This window comes from Pseudomonas sp. FP597, from assembly GCF_030687435.1.
Classification (GTDB): Bacteria; Pseudomonadota; Gammaproteobacteria; order Pseudomonadales; family Pseudomonadaceae; genus Aquipseudomonas; species Aquipseudomonas lactucae.
This window is the reverse complement of the sequence record NZ_CP117432.1, coordinates 2,645,877-2,671,312: the sequence shown is the minus strand read 5'-3', so window position 1 is coordinate 2,671,312 and position 25,436 is coordinate 2,645,877. Positions and strand designations below refer to the sequence as shown.

Below are 25,436 nucleotides of genomic sequence, written 5' to 3'. Positions count from 1 at the left end.
GCGCCTGCATCATTAAGCGAACAGTAACTGTGGCGAGGGAGCTTGCTCCCTCACCACATGTACCGCGTCTGGCCTGACTACGGTGGCGGCTGCACATCCTTGAAACTCAACCCCGAGCTGCCCGTCACCTGCCATGGGTTGGCGGTGCCGTGTTCGCTGAACACCACCGCCTCAAAACGCGAGTCTTTCAAGCCGTCGATCCGCGCCCCGGCCGCGCCGCGCAAACGCACGCGCTGGAACACCAGCGCTTCGTGGTAAGCGTTGTGCTGGCTGTCACCCTTGACCTCGATCGCCCGGCCCTGGGCGTTCTCGACGCTGACGTCGCTCACCCGAATATCCTTGAACTGCCCGGCAATCGTGGAACGCTGGTAATCGAGTTTGGCGTTCGGGTCGTTGTAGTCCAGGGTAAAGATGAACGCCTGCTTGACCGTGTTGCGAATCGCCGAATCGCGGAAGATGACGTTGCGCGCGCCGCCGCCCATGAAGTTGGTGCTCTTCATGCGTAACCCGGCGTCGGTGCCGTCGGACACATTGTCTTCGGCCAGGATGTTCTGGATCCACGCGCCGGTATGACTGCCGGCCACCACCATGCCGTGGCCTTTGCGGAAGTAGTTGTTAAAAATCCACGCATCTTGCTGGGGCGGCTGATGCACGGCGTTCGCGCCGGTGCCGGCGGCGAAATTGACGCAGTCATCGCCGGTGTCGAAGAAGTTATTGAAGACCATGGCGCCTTTGCTGTTGGCGAACTCGATACCGTCGCCGTTGTTGGCGTCGTAGGTCTTGTGGGTGGTGTTGGCCAGCACCACGTTTTCGGTCTCCAGGTTCATGATCCCGTGGAACGCCGGGTTCAGCACCGTGAAGCCGCCGTAGAACACGTTCTTGACGTTGCGCAGGGTGATCAGCGAGGAACGCATCTGCCCGTAGGCGTCCTTGACGTTCATGCCCCGCGCCACGGCCTGCTCCACCTGTGCCTTGGCCAGGACGCCGTCCTGGGCATAGCGTGTATTGTCGCTGGGCACGTAGAACGGCAGGGCCTGGCCACGCTCATCGACGACATCGGCGTTGCGCTTCCAGCCATTGCCGTCGATCGTGCCCTTGCCGACGATGCGGATGTTTTCGAACGCCTGGTGCTGGCGCGGATCGCGGGGCAAGGCGTTGATCAGAGAGGCCGGGCGCACCGTCGTGGAATACGGGTACTGGATGTACCCCGCCAGCGGGTAGTCTTCGGCACGTTCGGAGCCCAGCAGCGTCGCGCCTTCGGCCACCTCCAGGGTCATGTTGCTCTTGAGGTAGAGCGCGCCGCTCTTGTAGGTGCCTTTGGGCAGCAAGACCTTGCAGCCTGGGGTGCAGGCATCGATGGCTGTTTGAATCGCCAGGGTGTCGAGATGGATACCATCGCCTTTGGCGCCGTAGCGTTTCACGTCAAACACCGCCGCGACTTTCGTGGTGCGCTGCATCACAGGGGCACTGTCGGCGGACTCGTTGCCCTTGCCGTCCACCGAACGCACGGTGAAGCGGTAAGCCGTGTCGGATTTCAGGCCTTGTGCGGTGTAGCTGTGAATGCCGATGCGATGGTGGAAGTGGGCAGTGTCTTGCCGGTAGAACTGGTCGATATAGGGCTTGGCCGGCGACACCTGGTCATTGTTGGCATTGCTGGAGCCCAGCAGCCTGCCGTTGGCGTAGACCCGGTAGTCCTGGATATCGGCGTGCCCGGTGGGTTTTTCCCAGACCAGGATGATCTGCTGATCGTCATAGGCCAGCGTGGGCACTTGCAGCTTGGACGGGGCTTGCAGCGCCCATGACAGCGGGCTGCAACCCAGGGCCGCGAGGGTCAGCGCGCAACGCACCGAGGATTTTTTCGAGGGTTGAAGCGGCATGTTGTTCTCCTTGTTTTGCCGGTCATCACACCGAGGCAGGTGGCAGGTGGGAGCTGTCGAGCGTTGGCGCGTCAGCCGAAGACATGTCGACAGCTCCCACAGGTGATCCTGGTGAGCGCCTTACTGGGCGCCGAGGGCCTTGATCAGTACCGCCAGTTGTTCCACCTCGTCCGGCAGCAGGTCGGTCAGTGGCGCGCGCACAGGGCCGGCGTCATGCCCCACCAGGCGCGCACCGGCCTTGACAATGCTCACGCCGTAGCCTTCACAACGGTTACGAATGGCCAGGTAGGGCAGGAAGAAATCATCGATCAAGCGGCCCACCGTGGCGTGGTCGTCAGCGGCCACGGCGTGGTAGAAATCCATCGCCGTTTTCGGGATGAAGTTGAACACCGCCGAGGAATACACCGGCACGCCGAGGGCTTTATAGGCGGCGGCATACACTTCGGCGGTCGGCAGGCCACCCAGGTAGGTCAGGCGGTCGCCGAGGCGGCGACGGATGCTGACCATCGATTCGACTTCACCAATGCCGTCCTTGAAACCGATGAGGTTCGGGCAACGCTCGGCCAACTGTTCCAGGCTGTCGGCGTTGAGGCGACACAGGTTGCGGTTGTACACCACCACACCGAAATCCACCGAATTGCACACTTGCTCCACATGCGCCACCAGGCCCTTCTGGCTGGCTTCGGTGAGGTAATGCGGCATCAACAGAATACCGGCGGCACCCAGGCGCTCTGCTTCCTGGGCGTAAGCGATGGCTTGGCGCGTGGGGCCACCGGCACCGGCGAGGATCGGCACCTGACCTTTGCAGGTGTCCACGGCAGTTTTGATGATCTGCGTGTATTCCTTGGCCTCCAGAGAGAAGAACTCCCCGGTGCCGCCGGCCGCGAACAGTGCGCTGGCGCCGTAGGGTGCCAGCCACTCAAGACGACGGGCGTAGGTGTCGGCACGGAAGTCGCCGGCGGCGTCAAAATCGGTCACGGGGAACGAGAGCAAGCCGGAAGACAGGACTGTTTTTAGTTCTTGTGGCGTCATGGTTCGCAAACCTCACATCAAAAATGAATGGAATACCTAAAGAGGTACGTCATCGTATAACTACAGATATATTAAAGCTACCCGCTAAATACCCTTGATCGAAATAGCGGCGATTTACCCAGAAAAATATAGAAAAATACGAAATAAAACTCGTACGACCAAATCATAGTCGTACGATGACTACGCATTTTCAGCCGACACGACGACGTTCCGACGCCTGGCTGAAGTCCCGACTGGCCTGCACCAGCATGCGCGTGTAGTCGTGAGCGGCCTGGTCCTGGCTCAGCGCCTGGCAGTCGAGCAACTCGACGATCCTGCCGTGCTGCATCACCGCCACCCGGTCGCATAAGTGGGTGACCACCCCCAGGTCATGGGTGACCAGCAGGTAGGTGAGTTTCTCGCGTTGGCGCAGGTCCGCCAGCAGGTTAAGGATCTCGGCCTGCACCGACACGTCCAGCGCCGAAGTCGGTTCATCCAGCAGCAGCACACGCGGCTCCAGGATCAGCGCCCGCGCAATCGCCACGCGCTGGCGCTGCCCGCCGGACAACTGGTGCGGGTAGCGGAAACGAAAGCTGTCGTTCAGACCGACCTTGAGCAGGATCTCGTTGATGCGGTCATCCTTGTCCCCTACCCCGTGGATAATCAGCGGTTCACGCAGTGCGGTGTCGATGGTGTGCCTGGGATGCAGGGAGCCGTAGGGGTCCTGGAAGACCATTTGCACCTTGCGAAAATGCGCCTTGGGAATCTTGTGCTGCAACGGCGCGCCGGCAATGCTCAGGGCGCCGCTCCAGTGGCGGTACTGCCCCGCCAGGCAGCGCAATACAGTGGTCTTGCCCGAGCCGGACTCCCCCACCAGGCCGAACGATTCACCGTCGGCGACACTCAGGCTCACATCGTGCAGCACCTGGTTGATGGCGGCGCCTGTGCCGAAGCTCAGGTTCAAGGCGTGTGCTTGGATCATGGGCATGGTCAGGTTCCTTATTGAGTCAGCCAGAGGGGATCGCGCTTGAGCACCGGAAGGTGCACGCGGCGGTTGTCCATGCTCGGCAGTGCGGCGAGCAGGCCACGGGTATAGGGATGCTCGGCGTACTGCAGGTCGCAGGCGGCCAGGGATTCGACGACGCGCCCGGCATACATCACCAGCACGCGGTCGCAGTAGTTGCGCACCAGGTTGAGGTCGTGGCTGACAAAAATCAGCCCCATCTGCTGCTGGTCCACCAGCTCTTCCAGCACGTTGAGCACTTGCTGGCGCACCGAGACATCCAGCGCCGAGGTGGGTTCGTCGGCGATGATCACTTCGGGACGGGTGATTACCATCATCGCGATCATGATGCGCTGGCCCATGCCGCCGGACACTTCATGGGGGTACAGGTTGTAGACCCGCTGCGGGTCGCGGATGTGCACCTGCTCAAGCATCCGCAACACACGCTCGCGCGCATCGCTGCGGCTGGCCTTGTGGTGGGCCAGGTAGGCTTCGGCAATCTGATCGCCCACCTTGACCACCGGGTTTAATGAGTACTTGGGGTCCTGCATGATCATCGAGATGCGCTGGCCACGGATCTTCTGCATGGCCTTTTCGCTGGCCGACAGCAAATCCACTTCGCCAAACGCCATGGCCTTGGCGGTGATTTTCGCACTCTGCGGATGCAGCTTGAGCAGGCTGCGCCCCACGGTGGATTTACCCGAGCCGGACTCACCGACAATCGCCAGTTTCTCCCGCCCCAGGGTGAAGGACACATCGCGCACAGCGTGGGTTTCTTTCTGGCCACTGACGAAGCGTACGTTAAGCCCTTCGACATTCAGTTTGATGGCGGACATAAAGGTGTTCCTCCGATTATTCGCTGCGCGGATCAAGGATGTCCCGCAGGCCATCGCCCAACAGGTTGAAGGCCAGGCTGACCAGCATGATCGCCGCCCCTGGCACCGCCACCAGCCACCAGCATTCGAGCATGTAGCGTCGACCGGTGGAGATCATCGCGCCCCATTCCGGCAACGGTGCCTGGGCGCCCAGGCCGAGAAAGCCCAGGGCCGCGGCGGTCAGGATGATCCCGGCCATGTTCATGGTCAGGCGGATGATCACCGACGACAGGCACATCGGCACGATGTGGCGCAGGATAATCCGCGCCGGCGACGCCCCTTGCAGCTCCACCGCGACGACAAAATCGGCATTGCGCAGCGACAGGGTTTCGGCCCGCGCCAGCCGCGCAATCGGCGGCCAGGAGGTCAAGGCAATCGCCACCACCGCGTGCTCCAGGCCAGGGCCCAGGGCGGCGATGAACGCCAGCGCCAGCACCAGGCTGGGGAAGGAGATGAAGATATCGGTCAAGCGCATGAACACCGTGTCGACCGCCCCGCCGAAATAGCCCGACACCGTGCCGATAAACAGCCCGATAGGCCCGACGATCACCGTGACCAGACCAATGATGTACAGGGTGATGCGCGAGCCGTAGACCAGGCGGCTGAAAATATCCCGGCCATATTCATCGGTACCGAACCAATGCGCCGCGCCCGGTGCCTGCAAGGCGTTGGCGAGGTTTTGCGCCACCGGATCGTGGGTGGCGATCCACGGCGCGAAGGCCGCGACCACCACCAACAGCAACGCCACCAGCAGGCCCGCCAGGGTCATGGGGTTGCGCAACAAATGCCGCAACACCCGCAGGCTACTCTTGCAAAAGGCGTCAAAGCTGGAGCCTGGCGTACGATCCACCGGGCGCTTCGCCGCCGACTCTATGGAAGACAGGTTGGCATTCATAAGCATCTTCTCTGTGTGAATTCTGGAAGCACTCAACGCTGCTTGTAGACACCCAGGTAACGGGTGGCCTCGGCATCGTCACCACTGAAACCCTTAACGTCGGCCGCGCTGACCACGGTGTCGGTCATCTGCGAGATCATCAGGATCGGCCCCACCTGCTGGTCGTAGAGGTTCTGCGCCTGGTGGTACAGGCTGATGCGCTGCGCCGGGTCGCGGCTGACCCCGGCCTGGTCGATCAGGCTGTTGAGTTGCGGGTTGAAGAACGAGGCGCGCCAGCCCTGGAAGTTCGGCAAGCCGGCGTCGTCGCTGTTGTTGGGGTTGTAGGCGAAGGTACGCAGGCTGAAATACGGGTGCGGATAACGCTCGGCACCCCGCGCCACGATGATTTCGAAATTGCGCGCACGCATTGCGCCGTACACCTGGTTGCCGGTGCCGGTGACGATGCTGGCCTTGATCCCGCCTTCGGCCAGTGTCGCTTGCAGGCGCGCGGCAATATCAATGAACGGCGGCTCCGACAAGGTACGAATGGTGGTATTGAAACCGTTGGGATAGCCCGCATCGGCAAGCAGCTTTTTCGCCTTGGTCACATCCATGTGATAACCCGGGTCCGGCAAGCGCGCTTGCAACCCCAACTGCATCGGTTGCTGATTAAGCTTGCCGTAGTACGGCATCACTTGCTCATCCAGGCCCTTGTAGTCGATCAGGTTGCGCACTGCTTCACGCACCTGGGGCTTGGCAAACTCGGCTTGCTTCATGCTCATCGCCACGTAGTACATCGTCCCGCGCGGCAGTGACTGCACTTGGATCTTGTCCGAGCCATCGATGGCGCGAATATCCGGCGCGGCCATGCCATAGGCCAGGTCGAGATCGCCGCGCTCCAGCATCAGGCGCAGCGACTGGGACTCGGTCATGTGCCGCACCACCACGCGCTTGAGCTTGGCCGCGCCGCCCCAGTAGCCGTCAAAACGGGTCAGCAGCAGCGAATCGTTGGCGCTCCATTTGCTCAACACAAAGGGGCCACTGCCCGCCTCGTTCGTCACCAGCCAACCGGCGCCCAGGTCACCGTTTTTTTCATGGGCCAGCGCGACCTTGCGGTCCACCACCACGGCGCTGGGCGAGATTGCCAGGGAGTCCACCAACAGCAGCGGGTCCATGGTTTGCGGCAGGTCGATCACCAGGGTGTGGGTGTCGGTGGCGCGGATCAGCGACTGAATGTTGTCGACGTTGTAGCCGTAGGCTTTCCAGGTGGTGGCCAGGCCGAAGTTGAGTTTCATCACGCGGTACAGCGACCACGCCACGTCTTCGGCGGTCAGCGGGTTACCCGAATGGAACTTCACATCCTGGCGCAGGTGGAAAGTCACCTGCTTGCCGTCCTCGCTGATGTCCCAGCGTTCGGCCAACTGCGGCAGGTGTTTTTCCGGGTTGCCCTGGTCGCGCTTGATCAGCGTGTCGTAGAGGTTGGCGTTGACGCCGGACGCATCCAGGCCGGGCGCGTTGGCCGGGTCGATGGAGAACAGGTTGACCATGCTCATGCCAACGATCAGTTGATCGGCCGGGGTCTTGGCGTGGGCCAGGGTCATCGGCCCGAGGGTGAGAACGGCCGCGAACAGGCCAAGGTGCAGTGTCGAAAATGTCATGAAAAAATCCTTCTTCTTATTAGTTTTATCGGTACTGCGTTGCGCATCAGCGGGTGCGTGGGTCGAACACCTTGTACAAGGCGTCGCTGATCAGGTTGAGCGCGACGAAAATCAAGCCGATCACCAGCACACAGCCCATCACCGCATTCATGTCACCGAGCATCAGGCTGCTGGTCAGGTACTGGCCGAACCCCGGCCAGGCGAACACCGTCTCGATCAGCACCGCGCCTTCCAGCAGCGAGCCGTAGGCCAGCGCCACCACCGTCAGCAACTGCACGAGGATGTTGCGAAACGCATGCCCCCACACCACTTGGCGACGGGACAAACCCTTGACCCGCGCGGTGATGATGTACTCCTGGGACAGTTGCTCCAACATGAAGCTGCGGGTCATGCGGCTGATGTACGCCACCGAGTTCAGACCCAGGATCAGTGCCGGCAGCACGATGTGGCGCAAGGCGCTGGCGAAGGCTTCCCAGTCGCGCGCCAGGCTGGTGTCGATCAGCAGCAGGCCAGTGACCTCGGGCACCATGCCGTCATAGGCCAGGTCGATGCGCCCTGCTCCACCGGCCCAACCGAGCCAGGCGTAGAACACCAGCAGGCCCATCATGCCCAGCCAGAAAATCGGCGTGGAGTAACCGAACAAGGTGATCACCCGCGCGACGTGATCGCCGAGGCGCCCCTGGTTACTGGCCGCGCAGACACCCAGCGGCAACCCGATGAGCACGCCGAACAGAATCGCCAGGGTGGCCAGTTCGATGGTCGCCGGGAACACGCGCAGGATGTCGTCCAGCACCGGGTGGCCGGTCAACAGCGCGTTACCGAAGTCGCCGTGGAGCAAGTCGTTGAGGTAAAGCCCGAACTGGGTCCAGATCGGTTTATCCAGACCCATCGAACGGTACACCTGGTCATAGGTGGACGCGTCCGCGTCCGGCCCGACCACGGCCAGCACCGGGTCCAGCGGCATGACCCGGCCGATGATAAAGGTCAGCGCCAGCAGGCCGAGCAACGTCACCAGCACCGTACCGGCGCGCCGCAGGGTATTGGAAGCGCGAGCGCCCATGACAGAGGCAGTCATAACAAACATAGTGAGCTCCTGATAAATCGATCAGCGCTTTTTGTAGACGTCGTTGTAGCGCGTGGTCGCAGCGGTGTGGCCTTGGTAGTTGGCCACGTCGCTGTACACCACCACGGTGTCGGTCATTTGCGAGACGGGCAAAATAGCGCCCACTTGCTGATCGACCTGCTCCTGGATCGCCCGGTACTGGGCCAGTTGCTTGCCTGCGTCGGGCTCGACTTCCGCGTGTTCGATCAACTGGTTCAGCTCAGGGCTGTAGAACGACGTGCGCCAGCCCTGAAAATTGGTGAGCTTGGCTTCATCGCGGTTATCCGGGTTGTACACCAGGGTGCGCAGGCTGGAATGTGGATGACGCTCCGCCCCGCCACCGCCGCGCCCGACGATGATGTCGAAGCTGCGCTCACGCATCGCGCCGTAGACCTGGTTGCCGGTGCCGGTCACGATGCTGGCCTGGATACCGGCCTGGGCCAGGGTCGACTGCAGGTTGGAAGCAATGTTGATGAACGGCGGCTCGGCCAACACGCGGATAGTGGTCTTGAAGCCGTTCGGGTAGCCGGCCTCGGCCAGCCAGGCCTTGGCCTGTTCAACGTTGAGCGTATAGCCGGGATCGGGCAGGCGCGCAGCCAAACCCAACGGCATCGGGCGTTGGTTGATCACGCCGTAATGCGGCATGACCGTCTGGTTGATGCCCTGGTAGTCGATCAGCGAACGCACTGCCTTGCGCACTCGCGCATCGGCGAACATCGGCTGCTTCACACTCAGCGCCACGTAATACAGGGTGCCGCGCTGCAGGGTCTGGGTGCGCACCTTGTCGCTTTTTTGCAGGGCTTCGATGTCCGGCGCGGACATGCCTTTGGCGATGTCCAGGTCACCGCGCTCGATCATCAGGCGCAACGACTGCGACTCGGTCATGTTGCGCATGACGATGCGCTTGAGCTTGGCCGGACCACCCCAGTAGCCGTCGAAACGGCTCATCAGGATCACGTCGTTGGCGCGCCAATCGTTGAGCACGAACGCGCCACTGCCGGCCGCGTGCGTCACCAGCCAGGCGGCGCCCATGTCGTTGTTTTTCTGGTGTTCGAGGACTTTTTTGCGGTCGAGGATAAACGCGCTCGGCGAGGTCGCCAGGGTGTTGAGCACCAGCAGCGGATCGGTAGGTCGCGGCAACTCGATCACGAAGGTCGAGGCATCGGTGGCGCGCATATAGCGTTCGACGTTTTCGGCGGTGAAACCGTAGGCTTTCCAGGTCGACGCCAGGGCGAGGTTGAGCTTGAGTACGCGGTGCAGCGACCAGGCCACGTCTTCGGCGCTCAGGGCGTTGCCGGACTGGAATTTCACGCCGTCGCGCAGATTGAAGGTCAGGGTCTTGCGGTCATCGCTGACCTGCCAGCGCTCGGCCAGTGCCGGCACCAGGCGATCAGGCTGGGCGACGTCCTGCACCAGCAACATGTCATAGAGGTTGGCATTGATCTCCGACACGTCCAGGCCGGTGGCGGCCGCCGGGTCCAGGGACAGCAGGTTGATCATGCTCATGCCGACGATCAACTGATCGGCCGGGGTCTTGGCAAAGCTTGCAGGTACCGCAGTGATAGCCAGGGCGGCGACGAATACCCGCGCCCACAGCGAAGGGAAAATAGTCATAACACGAGTGCCTTTTTTATATTTATACGGCTCTTGGGCAGCCCGGCGCATGCCGAGCCACCCGTGCAAAGGTCAGAAGCTGTTAAGCGTGTTGGTCTCGATGTAGTTGAAGTCAATGTCTTCACCCAGCCCCGGCAGGTCGGACAGGTGCACAAAGCCGTCGTTGTCCATCGGGTCTACAAGACGCTTGAGGTAGGCCGGAACTTCGTCGTAGTCCAGGTACGGGTGCAGCAGGCCACGCTCGTACCAGGTGCAATTCTTGATAGCGCCGACCACCGCCAGGTTGGCGGCGCCGTTGCCATGGATCTCGCAATCCATGCCGAATGACTCGGCCAGATGCGCCACCTTCAGGCACGGTGCAATGCCGCCGACGCCCGCCACACCGGCACGCAAGATATCGCAGACATCGTGCTTGACCCAGCTGGCGCGGCTCAGGTGTTTGCCGGACAGGGTTTCCGGACCCAACACCGGAATATCCAGTTGCCCCGCAAGCCAGGCATAGGACTCGGCGGACTCCTCCATCATCGGCTCTTCGAACCAGGCAAAGTCGAGCTTCTCCAGCTCGCGCCCGATGTACAGCGCTTCGGTGCGACTGTACCAGTGGTAGCCATCGAGCATCAGTGCGATGCCCGGCCCGACCGCTTCACGCACGGCCGCACAGGCTGCGACATCGATGCGCGGGCTCGGGGCGAAGGACACCGGCGGCATCCAGGTGTGCAATTTGATGGCCTTGTAGCCGCGCTGCACCAGGGTTTCGGCGAACCGGCCGTAGTCGTCGGGAGTGGCCAGGCCGCCGGGCAATTCATCGCCGCACATGGTCGAGCCGTAGGCCGGCACCTTGTCGCGGAACCCGCCGATCAACTTGTGCACCGGCACGCCCAGTTTGCGCCCCGCCCAATCCCACAGCGCCTGTTCAACCAGAGCCAGCGCGCGGTCGGTCAACTGGCTGGCACTGCCACGCTGCCAATGCGCCAAGTCGTGCCAGATTTTCTCGCGGTCAAACGCGTTTTGTCCCACCAGCACTTTGCGCACAAAACCATCGAGCACATAGGGGCGGATCAACTCGGGCGCGCCAAAGGCATAACCCTCCTGGCCGTCTTCGGTCTGGATGCGCAGCAAAGCCATCTGCGCCTGGGTGACGTCACCGGGGTGAGCGTGGCCGGCGCTGTCCACTGCGCGGCGGGTCGGGTAGGAAAAAACCTGGACGTTGACTGCTGTGATTCTCATGGACGTCTTGAGCCTTCTTATTGGATTTGAGACGGGGGATGTCGTCTGTTGCGATCGATCATAGGTCATCGTACAACGCTTGAAAAGACCCAATAACCTCCCTCCGCCACCCGCGTATTTTCCGAAAAAACCAACAAAAGCCCCGTTTTTAAAGACAACCAAGGAATAACTGCATTTGCTTTGGAGCCCTATTCACCGGGCACATATATTTCAAGATGTTTCAAAATGGCAGATAACCCATAGACGAGTCATCTTGTCGTACGATAACGTATATCGGCAGCATAGATGAGAGCCATACGCAACAACGCAGTGCCGCAACACCCTCAAACGACCCTAACAAAAACAAAAAAGAAGACCGTATGAACACCACCTTACGCACGCTTGTTACCGCCCTGACCTTCAGCCTGCCGCTCTATGTCAGCGCTGACTCTGCCAGCATCAACTACCGCCACCAGTTCACCGAGGAAGACAGCGCCCACGCCGATCGAATCAAGCTCAACTATCGCCTGGACAGTGGCCTGGGTTTTGAAGCAGAAATGAAATACCGCACGGCGGGCGACCGCGAAGACGTGGCCTACGACAACATGGTCAACAACGGCCACGAGTTCACCGTCAGCTACAACTACAAGCTCAGCCCGCAATCGACCTTGACCCCGGCGTTCCAGATGGACAGCTCCAAGGATTCGACCACTTACAAATTCGGGCTCAAGTACAACTACAAGATCAACGATGCCTTCTATGCGGCCACGCGCTATCGCCTCGACGCCAAGAAGCTCGACCGCGACCAGGTCGACGAAGACCTGCCCGACCACATCAAGGATGACCAGACTACGCATCGTTTTGAGGGCTGGCTCGGCTACACGCCGGCGAGCAAATGGGCGTACGAATATCAGTTCATCTATTTCAAGACCGACTACATCCGCTACGACAACAAGAAGAGCGACTACGAACAGAACCTGATCGTCAAATACAAGCTCACCAAGGAATGGGCACCGTTCATGGAGATCGGCGATGTGAAGGTCAACGCCACCTCTGAAGACCGCCAGGCACGCTGGCGCCTGGGCGTGCAGTACAACTTCATGTAACGCAACCCACGACTTGCCTGGCGCACGCGCATCGTGCGCCAGGCAAGCCTGCTGCATTCAGTTCAATTGATGGGCCGACCAGCAGGTTTCAGGGCGACGCGCTCACCACGGCCGGGCCGTTCGACAATTCGGCGGCTGCAGCTTCATAGGCGCGGCGCATGCGCTCGCGACTGTTGGACAAGTGCAGGCGCATCGCGGCGCGAGCGGCGTCGGCATCGCGACGCAGGATGGCTTTGTAGATGTCCTCATGCTCACGACTCAAGCGCTCCAGGTAGGGCTCCTTATTGTCGTTGGCCAGGCGTTTGGAGTGCAGGCGCGTGCGCGGCAGGATGTTCATCCCAAGGTGCAGCATGATATCGGTGAAGTAGCGATTGCCGGTGGCCAGGGCGATCTGCTGGTGAAACTGAAAGTCCGCCGACACCGCATAGTCGGCACTCACCGCCCGCGAATCAAGCGCATCCAGCGAGTCGCGCATCACCCGCAACTGCTCATCGGTACGCCCCAGGCACGCCAGGCCGGCAGCCTCCACTTCCAGGCTGATGCGCAATTCGAGCACCGCCAGCACATCCTGCAGGGTCACGATGGTGTCCGGGTCGATCCGAAACCCGCTGGGGCTCGGGATATCCTTCACAAACGTACCGACGCCATGCCGGGTTTCCACCAGGCCCGAGGCTTGAAGACGCGAGATGGCCTCGCGCACCACCGTACGGCTCACACCGTGCTCGGCCATCACTTGCGATTCGGTGGGCATCTTTGTGCCCCGGGCCAGCTCACCGGCACAGATGCGTCGGGAAAGCTCAGTGACCAGGTCTTCGGCCAGGCTGCGGTGCCGGCGGCGAACCGTGGGCTGGACGTTCGGGTTGTCCATCAAGAACACAAATCTCGGTTTACGGAGGAATGCGCATCATAGCGCATTGGTTGTACGACAACGTAGACACGCGTGATAGGAAACCGGGGTTACTGACTCTCCTGCGCCTTGCCCTCCTGCATCTGCACCGACGATTTGCTCCCGTCGGTATTGTTCTTGGTGGCGTTATCGGCGCTGTCGAAACAGCCGTGAAGCATCAACATGCTGCACAGGACCAGGCTGAGTTTCTTCATGATGAGTCACCTGCTGACGGGTTGATGACTGAGCCGACCATTGGCCCAGTCCCTGATTTATCTGGCCGGACATCATCACGATACGTTCAACAAAACCGCGCACGGGGCTGACAGGCGGTTGCTATTGGCAGCGCAACGCCAGTGGCGAGCCGTATACCCATTAAAAAAAGCTGCCCTTTGGCACCGATAACATCGTTTCTCGGGCGCACCACCAATCCCTATATTGAGCCGCACTATCCAGTGAACGAACCGACATTCACTCCATCAGTGCGAGTAGCCTCAATGAACGATAAACCTCACAGCGCTGGACTTGAAAATGCAGGCGCCGGGACCCGGGCGGTCTGGGGCGGAGAGCAAGTCAGGCACCCCTACAACGCGACGCAGACGCCTATCGTGGTCAGCGCCGCCTACGGTTACGACGACATCGACGTCTGGTACGACGTGGCGCTGGGGAAATCCCCGGGCTTCATCTATAGCCGGATGAGCAACCCGACGGTCGAAACCCTCGAAGCCAAGATCGGTGAGTTGGAAATGGCCGAAGCCGCGGTTGCGTTCAGCAGCGGCATGGCGGCCATCAGCAGTGTGCTCTACACCTTCCTGGCCCAGGGCGACCGCGTAGTGTCCACCAAGGACAGCTATGGCGGCACCAACAAGATTTTCGAGGAGTTCCTGCCGCGCATGGGCGTGGAGGTCACCTTGTGCGAGACCTTCGACCACGAGGCGATCGAACGCGAAATCGCCAACGGCTGCCGGCTGCTGTACTTGGAAACGCCGACCAACCCGACCCTGAAAATCCTTGATATCCAACGCCTGGTGGCAGCGGCCAAGCGTGTCGGCGCCCTGGTGGTGGCTGACAACACGTTCGCTACACCGCTGAATCAGAACCCGCTGGCACTGGGGGTGGATGTGGTCATCCACAGCGCGACCAAATTCCTCAGTGGCCATGGTGACGTATTGGGCGGCCTGGTCTGCGGCACCGAAGCGCTGATGACCCAGGTTCGGCACTACCGCGAAATCAATGGCGCCACGCTCGATCCGTTCTCGGCCTACATGATCATCCGCGGCATGAAGACCCTGGTGCTGCGCATGCGCCAACAGCAACGCAGCGCCCATGCCCTGGCGGAGTTCCTGTGCACTGAACCCTTGGTCGCGTCCGTCAATTACCCCGGTCTTCCCAGTCACCCGAACCACGCGGTGGCCAGCGCGCAAATGGGCGGTTTTGGCGCCATTGTCAGTTTCGTGCTGACTGGCGGTATGGACACGGTCAAAGTGCTGCTGCCGCGCCTGCGATTTGCTCACTGCGCCGGCAACCTCGGTGCGGTCGAAACCATCTACGGCCCGGCCCGCACCACCAGCCATGTGGAAAACACACTGGAAGAACGCCAGGCGCTGGGTATTTCCGAAGGGCTGGTGCGCGTCTCGGTGGGCATCGAGGACACCGACGACTTGCTCGACGACCTGAAACAGGCGTTCGCGTTTGTGCGCTGCCTGCGCGAGGAAAAAAGCCGCGAGCCGGCCTGACCTGAAGTTTCAAACCCCACGACAGGGCCGTCTGCGGGGCGTTTCATGAAGAGGAATAATAATAAAACGTAGTGGCGAGGTTGCGACCTGCCCTAACAACTTTCATGAGAACAACCATGTCCATAAAAGAACAAAAACTCAACGCACGCGCCGGTTTCAAACAGGAAATGCAGACGCGCCATATTGTCATGCTGGCCTTGGGCGGCGTAATCGGCACCGGTTTGTTTCTGACGTCCGGCTACACCGTCAACCAGGCAGGCCCTTTAGGTGCAGTCATCGCCTACATTATCGGCGCACTGATGGTCTACATGGTCATGATGTGCCTGGGTGAGCTGGCAGTGCAGATGCCTGAAACCGGTTCGTTCAGCACCTACGCAACCCGCTTTCTCGGCCCGGGCACCGGCTACACCGTGGCCTGGCTGTACTGGCTGACATGGACCGTGGCCATTGGCTCGGAATTCACCGCAGCCGGGATCCTGATGACCCGCTGGTTTCCGGACACGCCGGTATGGATCTGGAGTGCGCTGTTCGCCGGCACGGTGTTCCTTACCAACGTGGTCTCGGTGCGTCTGTTCGCCGAGACCGAATTCTGGTTGTCGCTCATCAAAGTCGTGACGGTGGTGGTGTTTCTGGTCATCGGCGGCGGGGCTATTCTCGGGCTGTTGAATATCGATCAGGCGCACAGCATCGGCTTGGCCAACTTTACTCGAGAAGGCTTGTTCCCCACCGGTTTCATGTCGATTGCGATGACCTTGCTGGCCGTGTCGTTCGCGTTCTCGGGCACCGAGCTGATCGGCATCGCCGCGGGCGAAACCAAAGACCCTCAACGCAATGTGCCACGGGCCATTCGCACCACCGTGCTGCGCCTGGCGATCTTTTTTGTCGGCACCATTTTTGTCCTGGCCACCCTGCTGCCCCGCGAACAGGCCGGTTTGGTGGAGAGCCCCTTTGTGACGGTGTTCACCTACATCGGCATCCCCTACTCGGCCGACATCATGAACTTTGTGATCATTACCGCGCTGTTGTCGGCGGCCAACTCCGGGCTCTACGCCGCCTCACGGATGCTCTGGACCTTGAGCGACCAGGGCCACCTGCCCAAGCAGTTCTCGCAACTGACCCGCATGGGCACCCCGTTGAACGCGATTATCTTGAGCATGATCGGCGGCGGCGCATCCCTGCTCAGCAGCGTATTCGCCGCCGACACCGTGTACCTGGCGCTGGTATCGATTTCCGGGCTGGCGGTGGTGGTGGTGTGGATGAGCATCGCCGCCAGCCAAATTGCCTTCCGCCGGCACTATGTGGCCAACGGCGGCGATGTGCGCGAGCTCAAGTTCAGGGTTCGGGGTTACCCGTGGGTGCCGCTGGGCGCACTGGCGTGCTGCAGCCTGGCCTGTGTGGGGATCGCTTTCGATCCGGAACAGCGGGTAGCGTTGTACTTCGGCATCCCCTTCATCGCATGGTGCTACTTCGTGTATTACATTACCCGCAACAGCCGCGAACGACGCTTGTCGCTCACGTCCACGGTACAACCGTCCGATGCGTTCTAGGTACGTTCGACGGCGTGGGTCAGCGTGCTCAGTGCAGCGTCAATGAGGTCCAGACCATGAAGCAAAAGCCGCTCCCCCCCTTGAACTGGCTGCGAGCCTTCGAGGTGTCCGCTCGCTGCCTGAACTTCACCCACGCCGCTGACGAACTGTGTCTGACCCAAGGCGCGGTCAGTCAACAGATCCGCCAACTGGAAAGCCATCTGGGGGTGGCCCTGTTCAAACGCCTGCCCCGGGGCCTGGGCTTGACCGAAGAGGGCCAGGCCTATCTGCCGGTGGTGCAGGACGCGATCACACGACTGGCGGTGGGCACCAGCGAGATTTTTGGCCAACACAAACGCCGGCCGATCAAGGTGCGCGGCAGCCTGGCTTTTTTCGTGCACTGGCTGGCACCCAAGCTGGTGGACTTCCGTCAGCGGCACCCGCACGTCGATATCCGCTACATCAGCAATATCTGGGTCAAGGAGCTGGATGGCGAAGACGATATGGAGATTCGCTGGGGCCACGGCCAATGGCCCGGCCTGGTGTCCCAGCGCCTGACCTGGGACACGTTGTTTCCGGTCTGTTCGCCGACCCTGATGGCGCACGCCCCCCTGAACACGACAAACGACATCGCCCAGCACACGCTGCTGCATGTGCTGGGTTACGAGGAGGGCTGGGGATACTGGTTGAAGATGGTCGGCGCCGACGCGGTCGACTCATCACGCGGCCTGCAGTTCGATACGTTGATCTCGACGTTGCGCATGGCGCAACTGGGGCAAGGCATTGCACTGGCCCGCTCCTCTATGGTCGACGAAATGCTCCAGGACGGATGCCTGGTTGAACCATTCGACCAGCGCATAGAGGCCAGCGAGTCGTTTTACCTGGTACGCGGTTCTGGCGCCGACGAGCATCCCGACGCCGTGATGTTTTCCACCTGGCTGGTCGAGCAGGCACACCGTTACAAATAACCGGCCGGAGCCGAACCATGCGCTACATAAGTACCCGAAATGCGGCCGTGCAGGCCGACTTCGAAAAGGTCGTGTTGTCCGGCATCGCCGACGACGGCGGGTTGTTCGTCCCTCTCGATCTGCCGTTGTTCGCGCCCCATGACATCGCTAACTGGTCAACCTTGCCCTACGACGAACTGGCTTATCGGATCATCCGGCCGTTCGTGGGGGAGACGATTGCCGAAACAGACCTCAAGCGCCTGCTCAAAGCCGCCAGCAGCCGGTTCCAGCACCGTGCCGTAGCGCCTTTGCATCAGGTCGACCGCAACGAATGGGTGCTGGAACTGTTCCACGGCCCTACCCGTTCCTCGAAGGATTTCGCCGCGCAGTTGCAGGCGCAGTTCGTGCAGCACTTTCTGCACCAGCGGCGTCGACGCGCGGTAGTGCTCGGCGCCACCAACGGCGACACCGGCCTGGCGGCCATTGAAGCGTTCAAAGACTGTGCCGAGGCCCACGTGGTGGTGCTCTATCCCGAGCGCGGCGTGCCCCCGCATCAGTTGCAGGCGCTGTTGGCGGTGGCGCAGCCCAATATGCATCTGTTCGCTGTCGACGGTAGCTTCGACGAGTGCCAGAGCATTGTGAGCGGGCTGTTCAAACAATGGCCGTGCGCACCGTACGCGGCGATCAGCTTCAACTCCAGCAACTGGGTCAACGTGCTGGCCCAATTGGTGGTGTATTTCCACGCGGTCCTGCAACTGGGCGGCGGCCAGCGGCCGATCGGCTTCAGTGTGCCGGCGGCGAGTTTCGCTGAAGTCTATGCCGGCTACATCGCTCAGAAGATGGGCTTGCCCATCACCCAGCTGATCGTGGCCACCAATACCAACGACGCCCTGCACCAGCTGTTCCTGAAGAACCATTATTCCAGGCTGCGCGCCAACACCACCTTGTCACCGGCCATGGACCTGTCGACGTTCTCCAATCTGGAGCGTTTTCTCTGGGAGGTTTACGAACACGACGCCGGGGCGGTGAGCGCGTTGATGGCCGGGCTGGAGGCCAGCGGCGAGATGAGCATCGCCAATGAATGCTGGTTGCAGGCGCGGATGATCATTGACTCCTACGCGGTCAGCGATGCTGAAACCCTGAATGAGATGACCGAGTTGTACCGTGACACCGGCTACATCGTCGATCCTCACACCGCCACCGGCGTCCTTGCCGCCCGCCTGTACCGTCGCAGCCTGGTGGCGCCGATGGTCACGCTGGGGGAAATCTCGCCGGTCAAATCGGCGGCGCTGCTCGACACGTTGGGGATCAGTGTGCCGCGCCAGGCTTGCCGGGACACCGCGCCCGGCGGACCGGCGCATAAGCGGATCAGGCCCGACGATATTGCCCCGCTCCTTCAACAGCTCGACGCGCTGTGAGGGCGCGGTCACTGGAGGCTCAATGAAGCGCATTCTGGACCCTCTCGATGAACGCATCATCGCCGAGCTGCGGCTCAACGCCCGCGCCGCCCACGCGGAGCTGGCGGCCAAGGTCAACCTGTCGCGCAACGCCGTGCGCCAGCGCATCGAACGCTTGGAACGTGACGGCGCCATACTGGGCTATACCGTCCTGACGGGCGACAGAGGGCAAGCCGCCGCGCAGATCAATGCGGTGATTTTCGTCTATCGCTATGACCGTATGCGCGGAGAGGATGTATTGCAGGCGCTGCGTGCAATCCCCGAAGTCATCCAGTGCGACGTCATGAGCGGTGAGTTCGACCTGATGCTGCGTGTCGGCGCAACGAACCCGCAGCGGGTGCATCAGGTGTGGAGTCAGATTTCGGCGCTGGCGGGCGTTGAAAACACGGTGACGTCTTTCGTCTTGACGTCCGTCGTCTGAGCCCTTCGCCGCCGCTAAAAGAGCCAGCCTTCGCTGGCTTTTTTTATGCCGGGCGGGCACGCCGGCCCTTGGTCAAAATGCCCATAAAATAGAGCAAATAGGCATATTTCACTGCCCTGATTGGCCGCCTAATCTAGAGCCCAACCACTCCTCACCCAGATCAGGGGCAATAAAAATGACTGAATACAAACTGGCGCTGGTCGGCTTCGGCGGTGTCAACCGGGCCTTGGCGCAACTGATCGCCGAGCGCAATGAGCGCTGGAAAACCGAACTGGGTTTTAGCCTGAAAATCGTCGGCGTCACCGACCTGTTCCTCGGCTCGGTGATCGATCGCCAAGGGCTGGATGCCGCCTTATTGGCGACTCTGCCCATGACCAAAGGCGCTCTGGCGCAACTGCCGGGGGGCGACGCGGCAGCCCTCAATGAAGCCGTGATCAAAGACTCCGGCGCCGACATGATTGCCGAAGCCACGTTCACCAACCCGGTGGACGGTGAGCCGGCGACCTCGTTCTGTCGCTGGGCGCTGGAAAACGGCAAGCACGTCGTCACCACCAACAAAGGGCCGATCGCCCTGCACGGTGCAGCCTTGAAAGCCCTGGCCCAGCGCAACCACGTGGGCTTCGAATACGAAGGTGCGGTGATGAGTGGCACACCGGTCATACGCCTGGCCAGGCAGTTGCTGGCCGGCAGCACCATCAGCGGTTTCGAGGGCATTCTCAACGGCACATCCAACTTCGTCCTCACCCGCATGGAGAGCGGCCTGGGTTTTGCCGAGGCGGTCAAGCAGGCGCAGGCGCTGGGGTATGCCGAAGCCGATCCGACGGCGGATGTCGAAGGTCATGACGTACGGCTCAAGGTGGTGATCCTGGCCAACGAACTGCTCGATGCAAGAATCAATGTCAGCGATGTGCGCTGCAAGGGTATCAGCGCCCTCACCCGCGGCGACATCGACCAGGCTCGCCAGAACAATGCCCGCTGGAAACTGATCGGCGCCGCCACACGCAATGCCGACGGCTCGGTCAGCGCCAGCGTCGAGCCGCGCCTGTTGAGCAACGATCATCCGTTGGCCAGCATCGGCGGTGCCACCAATGCGGTGTCGTTCACCACCGGCCTGATCGGCACAGTGACGGTTTCGGGGCCCGGCGCCGGACGCACGGAAACAGCCTTCGCGCTGCTGTCGGACATCATCAGCCTCCATCAATCCGCCGCACAGCACCGGGAAGCAAACCAATGAACGTCTCGCACCTGGCCCGCAGTGTCGTGGCACCGCAGATCCAAGTCTTCAACCCTTTTGACAGTACGCCGGTCGGCACCGTCGCGGACGTGTGTGCGTCGCAGGTTCCTCACTTGCTGGAACAGGCACGCGACGGCGTCCGTGCTTGCGCTGCGTTGCCACGTTACCGCAGGGCGCAGATCCTCGAACGGACGGCCTTGCACGTTGAGCGTGATGCCCGCGCGTTTGCCCGGCTGATCGTCGACGAAGCCGGCAAGACCCTCAAGCAGGCCGAAAAGGAGGTCAAGCGGTGTATCAACACCCTCAAGTTGTCGGCCGAAGAAGCCAAGCGTAATGCTGGAGAAGTGATTCCATTCGATGCGTATGAAGGCTCGGAGTCGCGCCAGGGCTGGTTCTCCCGCGAGCCCCTCGGTTTGATCGTCGCGATCACACCCTACAACGACCCTTTGAACCTGGTGGCCCATAAGCTCGGCCCGGCGATTGCCGGCGGCAACGCGGTGATTCTCAAACCGTCCGAACTGGCGCCGTTGTCGGCGATAAAACTGGTGGCGTACCTGGTCGAGGCCGGATTGCCCGAATCGGTGGTCACGGTTGCCACCGGCGGTGCCGAGCTGGGCAAGGCCCTGGTGGCGGCGCGGGAAGTACGCATGATTTCCTTTACCGGCGGGTTTGTCACCGGTGAGCAGATTGCCCGCACCGCGGGCTTGAAGAAACTGGCGATGGACCTGGGCGGCAATGCGCCGGTGATCGTCATGGCGGACTGCGACCTTGAGGCCACTGTGGCGAGCTGCGTATCGGGCGCGTTCTGGGCGGCGGGGCAAAACTGCATCGGCACTCAGCGGCTATTGGTGCATGCCTCGATTTATGCGGCGTTCCGTGCGCGATTCGTCAGCCAGACCGAGGCGCTGAAGGTCGGGAACCCGATGCTCGCCACGACCGATATCGGCCCGATGATCACCCAGCAAGCGGCACAGAATGCCGAGCGTGTGGTAGCCGACGCACTGGCACGGGGGGCCACGTTGCTTTGCGGGCATCAGCGCCAGGGCGCCTGCTACACCGCCACGGTGCTGGAAAACGTCGATCACGCCAGCCCGCTCTGGCGCAATGAGGTATTCGCGCCGGTGGTGGTGTTGCAGCCGTTTGAGTCGTTCGATGAGGCCATCGCGCTGGCCAACGAGCCCGACTACAGCCTGCACGCCGGGATCTTCACCCGCGACTTGGCGACGGCTTTGAGCGCCGCACGCAGGATCGAAGCCGCAGGCGTGATGATCAATGACTCTTCGGACTATCGCTTCGATGCGATGCCATTCGGCGGTTCCAAATACGGCAGCCTGGGCCGTGAGGGCGTGCGCTTCGCCTACGAGGAAATGACGCAACCCAAAGTGGTGTGTTTGAACACGCTCGGTTGAGCGAGGCAAATTGTGATCCGCCACAGGACTCCATGGCGACTTTGCAGGGCGGTATTTGGGCAAGCAATGGCAGCAATTGGCTACGATTGAGCTTCTTGCGCAGTACCTGATGGCCTTGTGCGTCTTGGCCGTGCAAGTGAAAGCTGTTCTTGCCAATGTCGATGCCTAGAATGGTTACGCTGTTCACCGCCCGCGCAAAGTCGTTGAAAAACCTGAGGACAGCGAAATTTCGCCGTGTTATGTTGATAACACAGACGCCTTAAATGATCTTTCGATAACATTTTTGGCCGGACTTTTTGCTGCCGCTGCGGATTTCACATGGAAAAAACAGGCTTCCTTGACATGCTGGACAGCCGGTTCGCCGACCTCACGCCGACCGGTAAACGGATTGCCGGCTACCTGCTGGCCAACCCGCAGAAACTACCATTCGAGACCGCGGACAGCATTGCGCAGCAGACGGATACAACCGGCATATCGGTCGGCCGATTCTTGCGCTCGCTGGGTTATCGCAACATTGACGATGTGAAAAAAAGTCTGCGTGACGATGACGACAGCGCCTGGGTCATCACTGACAGGCTGGGGGCGTTTCGTGAGGAAAAGGTCCATGGCGATACGCTTGAGCGGTCAATGAAGCGTGAAGTCGAAGCCATCCAGCGCGTGTATGGGCTGGCGCGTGGGGCCACGTTCTCGCGGATCGTCGACCGGCTGTGCGCCGCCGATGCGGTGTTTATCGTCGGCATCCAATCAACGCGCGGCATTCTGAATGCCTTCTTCAGCCACCTGGAGTACATCAGGCCCAAGGTCTATTACGTGGACGGTCTGTCCGGCACCTATGCGGAGTCCTTGAATTCTCAATTCGAAAATCCCTATGCGGTCATCGCGGATTTTCGTATGTATTCGGCCGTGGCGCGAACCTTCTGCGATGTCGCCCACCAACAGCACCTGCCGCTGGCATTCATTACCGACTTTCAGTGCCCCTGGGCGCGTGATTACCCGCATGACCTGCTCCAACTGGACTCGGATGTGGGGCAGTTCTGGGATTCACTGGCGCCGCTTTCCTGCCTGCTCAACCTGATCGTTTCCGCGGTGGCGGAGCAATTGGGCGACAACCTGGATGAACGCCTGGCCAAAAACCGTGAGCTGCAACAACTGTTCGGTCAATTTGATTAATGCGCAGCGGCGCGCCATTCAACGTCTGTACTGGAGCCTTGATGTGACTAACACCCCCCTCATCGAAATCGATGCCCAGGCGTTGAAAATCGAGATCGATCTGGTGTACGCCAGGGCCGACAACCTCGCCGGCAAACAGATCTATCAGGACTCACGCTGCCTGTTGCACCCCGATGCGCACGCCTGCCTGCGCAAGGCCTGCCAACTGGCCCACCAAGCGGGCTTGAGCTTGCGCATTCTCGACGCCTACCGGCCGCCGTACGCTCAATACCTGTTGTGGGCCGCACTGCCCGACTCCGAATACGTTCGCGACCCTGCCCTGGGCTCGCATCACAGTCGCGGCGTGGCTGTCGATCTCACGCTGATCGACGCGAACGGCAAGGCATTGGACATGGGCACGGCGTTTGACGACATGCGCGAAAAGTCGCACCAGTTCCACGTTGATCTCCCCCACCAGGTGCAGCAGAACCGCCTGATTCTGTTAGGCATCATGCTCGCGTCAGGCTTCACCTACATAGACAGCGAGTGGTGGCATTACGAGTTACCCGATGCGCAGGAGTACCCACTGATTGACGACCCGTCAATCGCCCCCGCCCCTTGATCCAATGACCGTGACACCCGACCGGGGCCTCTATAAATCCCGGCGTAGAACAACAGCAACACTGGGATGCCCTGATGCAGCCCATTTACTGCCCGGTATAGCACCAATAAAAAACCTGAAAAATTCCATACATCGAACGATAAAGGAACCGGCATGAAATCAATCGTTGAACCTCGTCATCTGGCGATGGCTGTTTTCTTCACCGCCATGGGCCTCGGCTCATTTCAAGCGGCCAGTGCAGCCGTACCCCAGGACACCTTGATGATCGGCAAACCGTCCGATCCTCAAACGCTCGACCCGGCGGTGACCATCGACAATAACGATTGGGCCATTACCTACCCGGCTTATCAGCGCCTGGTGACGTACAAGGTCGAGGACGGTAAGGGCAGCACCGAAGTGCACGGTGAGCTCGCCGCCAGTTGGTCGACCTCGCCGGACAACCTCACCTGGGAATTCAAGCTCAAGCCCGGCAACAAGTTCGATGATGGCACCGAGGTGAATGCCGAGGCGGTCAAGTTTTCCTTTGATCGCGTGATGAAACTCAAACAAGGACCTTCGGGCGCTTTCCCCGAGGATATGGACGTCACGACGGTCGACCCGATGACGGTGCGCTTTAGCCTCAAAGCGCCCTATGCCCCGTTTCTGTCGACGCTGGCGCACAACGGCGCCGCCATCGTAAACCCGGCCGTAGCCAAGAAGCCTGAAGGGGCCGAGACCTATCTGTCGACGCATACGGCCGGCTCTGGGGCGTTCAAACTGGTCAACTGGCAGAAAGGCCAGGCCTTGACCATGGAACAGAACAGTTACTACGCCGGTCCCAAGCCGACCCTGAACAAAGTGGTCGTCAAGATCATCGGCGAGGCCTCGGTACGCCGCCTGCAACTGGAACATGGCGACCTGGACATCATCGAAGACATGCCGGAGGACCAGCTCCAGGCCCTGGCGAAAAAACCCGGGATTGTGATCGGTGACTACCCGTCGCTGCGGGTGACAATGCTCTACCTCAACACGCAGAAAGCGCCGCTGAACAACGCGGATGCGCGTCGCGCAATCATCGAGTCGGTGGACTACAACGGCATTATCCAAGGCATCCTGGGCGGCAAGGCAAAGCCGTTGAACGGCCCGATTCCCCAAGGCATGTGGGCGTATGACGAAACGCTGCCGGCGCTCAAGCAGGACCTGAGCAAAGCCAAGGCCGACATGGCCAAGGTCTCGCCAAAAGTGAACAACCTGACCTTCATGTATTCCGATAAAGACCCGAACTGGGAACCCATCGGCTTGACCCTGCAAGCCGGCCTGCAATCGATCGGCGTCAACCTGAAGATGGAAAAACTGGCCAACGCCAGCATGCGCGAACGCTTGGGCACGGGGGATTTCGACGTCGCCATCGGCTCATGGAGCCCGGACTTTGCCGACCCCTACATGTTCATGAATTTCTTTTTCGACTCCAAGCTCAAGGGCCTGGCGGGTAACCGTTCCCTGTACGACAACCCGGCAGTCGACAAACTGATTCGTGAATCGGCCATCACCAACGACCAGGCCAAGCGTGTCGAGCTGTATCAACAGGCGCAGAAAATCGTGCTCAATGACAGCGTCTACGCCTATCTCTATCAGAAAGCCTACACCTTGCCGATGAGCGACAAGATCAAGGGGTACGTGTTCAACCCGATGCTTGAGCAAGTCTTCAACATCGGCACGATCACCAAGTAAGGCACTTCGGCCA

The 25,436-nt window shown here is 61.0% G+C and carries 22 protein-coding genes and 1 pseudogene; 11 read left to right on the top strand and 12 right to left on the bottom strand.

Going from position 1 to position 25,436, the window contains the following annotated elements; translation table 11 throughout:
- Window positions 1-77 precede the first annotated feature (77 nt).
- From PSH66_RS12505 to PSH66_RS12465, 9 genes are all read right to left on the bottom strand, one after another.
- Entirely contained in the window at window positions 78-1,877 is a 1,800-nt protein-coding gene (locus tag PSH66_RS12505) for a glycoside hydrolase family 28 protein (RefSeq protein ID WP_305429222.1), read from the bottom strand.
- 120 nt (window positions 1,878-1,997) lie between these two features.
- Window positions 1,998-2,909, bottom strand: coding sequence for a 5-dehydro-4-deoxyglucarate dehydratase (gene kdgD, locus PSH66_RS12500; RefSeq protein WP_003173270.1), 912 nt, complete (start codon window positions 2,907-2,909; stop codon window positions 1,998-2,000).
- Window positions 2,910-3,099: 190 nt separating this feature from the next.
- Entirely contained in the window at window positions 3,100-3,876 is a 777-nt protein-coding gene (locus tag PSH66_RS12495; protein ID WP_003173269.1) for an ABC transporter ATP-binding protein, read from the bottom strand.
- A gap of 11 nt (window positions 3,877-3,887) precedes the next feature.
- Window positions 3,888-4,727: an ABC transporter ATP-binding protein gene (locus PSH66_RS12490; protein WP_305429219.1), complete on the bottom strand. Its 840-nt coding sequence runs from the start codon at window positions 4,725-4,727 to the stop codon at window positions 3,888-3,890.
- A 16-nt stretch (window positions 4,728-4,743) separates the two neighbouring features.
- A complete protein-coding gene (locus tag PSH66_RS12485) occupies window positions 4,744-5,661 on the bottom strand; it encodes an ABC transporter permease (protein ID WP_003173267.1) in 918 nt (305 codons plus the stop codon).
- A gap of 32 nt (window positions 5,662-5,693) precedes the next feature.
- Window positions 5,694-7,298, bottom strand: a complete 1,605-nt coding sequence (locus tag PSH66_RS12480; protein WP_305429218.1) for an ABC transporter substrate-binding protein — start codon at window positions 7,296-7,298, stop codon at window positions 5,694-5,696.
- A gap of 46 nt (window positions 7,299-7,344) precedes the next feature.
- Entirely contained in the window at window positions 7,345-8,382 is a 1,038-nt protein-coding gene (locus tag PSH66_RS12475) for an ABC transporter permease (protein ID WP_003173265.1), read from the bottom strand.
- Between the two features lie 21 nt (window positions 8,383-8,403).
- A complete protein-coding gene (locus PSH66_RS12470; RefSeq protein WP_305429216.1) occupies window positions 8,404-10,014 on the bottom strand; it encodes an ABC transporter substrate-binding protein in 1,611 nt (536 codons plus the stop codon).
- Between the two features lie 72 nt (window positions 10,015-10,086).
- The gene (locus PSH66_RS12465) at window positions 10,087-11,241 is read right to left on the bottom strand and encodes a mandelate racemase family protein (RefSeq protein ID WP_042944500.1); all 1,155 of its coding nucleotides are present in this window, start codon (window positions 11,239-11,241) and stop codon (window positions 10,087-10,089) included.
- Window positions 11,242-11,600: 359 nt separating this feature from the next.
- Between PSH66_RS12465 and PSH66_RS12460 the strand changes: the two genes are divergently transcribed.
- Window positions 11,601-12,326 (top strand): oligogalacturonate-specific porin KdgM family protein, encoded by a 726-nt coding sequence (locus PSH66_RS12460; RefSeq protein WP_003173262.1) that lies wholly within the window; start codon window positions 11,601-11,603, stop codon window positions 12,324-12,326.
- A gap of 88 nt (window positions 12,327-12,414) precedes the next feature.
- Here PSH66_RS12460 and PSH66_RS12455 read toward each other — a convergent pair whose 3' ends face one another.
- Together PSH66_RS12455 and PSH66_RS12450 are read right to left on the bottom strand one after the other, a co-directional pair.
- Entirely contained in the window at window positions 12,415-13,194 is a 780-nt protein-coding gene (locus PSH66_RS12455) for a FadR/GntR family transcriptional regulator (RefSeq protein WP_003173261.1), read from the bottom strand.
- Window positions 13,195-13,283: 89 nt separating this feature from the next.
- Window positions 13,284-13,427, bottom strand: coding sequence for a hypothetical protein (locus PSH66_RS12450; RefSeq protein WP_003173259.1), 144 nt, complete (start codon window positions 13,425-13,427; stop codon window positions 13,284-13,286).
- Window positions 13,428-13,709: 282 nt separating this feature from the next.
- On the opposite strand from PSH66_RS12450, the gene PSH66_RS12445 reads away from it, so the two are divergent.
- The 7 genes from PSH66_RS12445 to PSH66_RS12415 all read left to right on the top strand — a co-directional run bounded on the left by PSH66_RS12445 (window position 13,710) and on the right by PSH66_RS12415 (window position 21,942).
- The gene (locus PSH66_RS12445) at window positions 13,710-14,948 is read left to right on the top strand and encodes a cystathionine gamma-synthase family protein (RefSeq protein ID WP_305429212.1); all 1,239 of its coding nucleotides are present in this window, start codon (window positions 13,710-13,712) and stop codon (window positions 14,946-14,948) included.
- A gap of 116 nt (window positions 14,949-15,064) precedes the next feature.
- Window positions 15,065-16,495 carry an amino acid permease gene (locus PSH66_RS12440; protein ID WP_003173256.1) on the top strand — a complete coding sequence of 477 codons (1,431 nt, stop codon included), beginning with the start codon at window positions 15,065-15,067 and terminating at the stop codon, window positions 16,493-16,495.
- A gap of 56 nt (window positions 16,496-16,551) precedes the next feature.
- Window positions 16,552-17,442 carry a LysR substrate-binding domain-containing protein gene (locus PSH66_RS12435; protein WP_305429210.1) on the top strand — a complete coding sequence of 297 codons (891 nt, stop codon included), beginning with the start codon at window positions 16,552-16,554 and terminating at the stop codon, window positions 17,440-17,442.
- Window positions 17,443-17,459: 17 nt separating this feature from the next.
- On the top strand, window positions 17,460-18,839 hold the full coding sequence (gene thrC / locus PSH66_RS12430; RefSeq protein WP_305429209.1) for a threonine synthase: 1,380 nt from the start codon (window positions 17,460-17,462) through the stop codon (window positions 18,837-18,839).
- A gap of 22 nt (window positions 18,840-18,861) precedes the next feature.
- Window positions 18,862-19,299: an Lrp/AsnC family transcriptional regulator gene (locus PSH66_RS12425; RefSeq protein WP_305429208.1), complete on the top strand. Its 438-nt coding sequence runs from the start codon at window positions 18,862-18,864 to the stop codon at window positions 19,297-19,299.
- 175 nt (window positions 19,300-19,474) lie between these two features.
- Window positions 19,475-20,533, top strand: coding sequence for a homoserine dehydrogenase (locus PSH66_RS12420; RefSeq protein WP_305429207.1), 1,059 nt, complete (start codon window positions 19,475-19,477; stop codon window positions 20,531-20,533).
- On the top strand, window positions 20,530-21,942 hold the full coding sequence (locus PSH66_RS12415; RefSeq protein WP_305429206.1) for an aldehyde dehydrogenase family protein: 1,413 nt from the start codon (window positions 20,530-20,532) through the stop codon (window positions 21,940-21,942). The genes PSH66_RS12420 and PSH66_RS12415 overlap by 4 nt, the downstream gene beginning before the upstream one ends.
- A gap of 7 nt (window positions 21,943-21,949) precedes the next feature.
- Here PSH66_RS12415 and PSH66_RS12410 read toward each other — a convergent pair.
- Window positions 21,950-22,129 (bottom strand): annotated as a pseudogene (locus PSH66_RS12410) (IS110 family transposase); the annotation flags it as partial.
- 131 nt (window positions 22,130-22,260) lie between these two features.
- Between PSH66_RS12410 and PSH66_RS12405 the strand changes: the two are divergent.
- The 3 genes from PSH66_RS12405 (at window position 22,261) to PSH66_RS12395 (ending at window position 25,423) form a co-directional block, all read left to right on the top strand.
- Window positions 22,261-23,112 carry a MurR/RpiR family transcriptional regulator gene (locus tag PSH66_RS12405; RefSeq protein ID WP_003173237.1) on the top strand — a complete coding sequence of 284 codons (852 nt, stop codon included), beginning with the start codon at window positions 22,261-22,263 and terminating at the stop codon, window positions 23,110-23,112.
- A gap of 43 nt (window positions 23,113-23,155) precedes the next feature.
- Entirely contained in the window at window positions 23,156-23,713 is a 558-nt protein-coding gene (gene ddpX / locus PSH66_RS12400) for a D-alanyl-D-alanine dipeptidase (RefSeq protein WP_305429204.1), read from the top strand.
- Between the two features lie 153 nt (window positions 23,714-23,866).
- Window positions 23,867-25,423 (top strand): ABC transporter substrate-binding protein, encoded by a 1,557-nt coding sequence (locus PSH66_RS12395; protein WP_042944497.1) that lies wholly within the window; start codon window positions 23,867-23,869, stop codon window positions 25,421-25,423.
- Window positions 25,424-25,436: the final 13 nt, after the last annotated feature.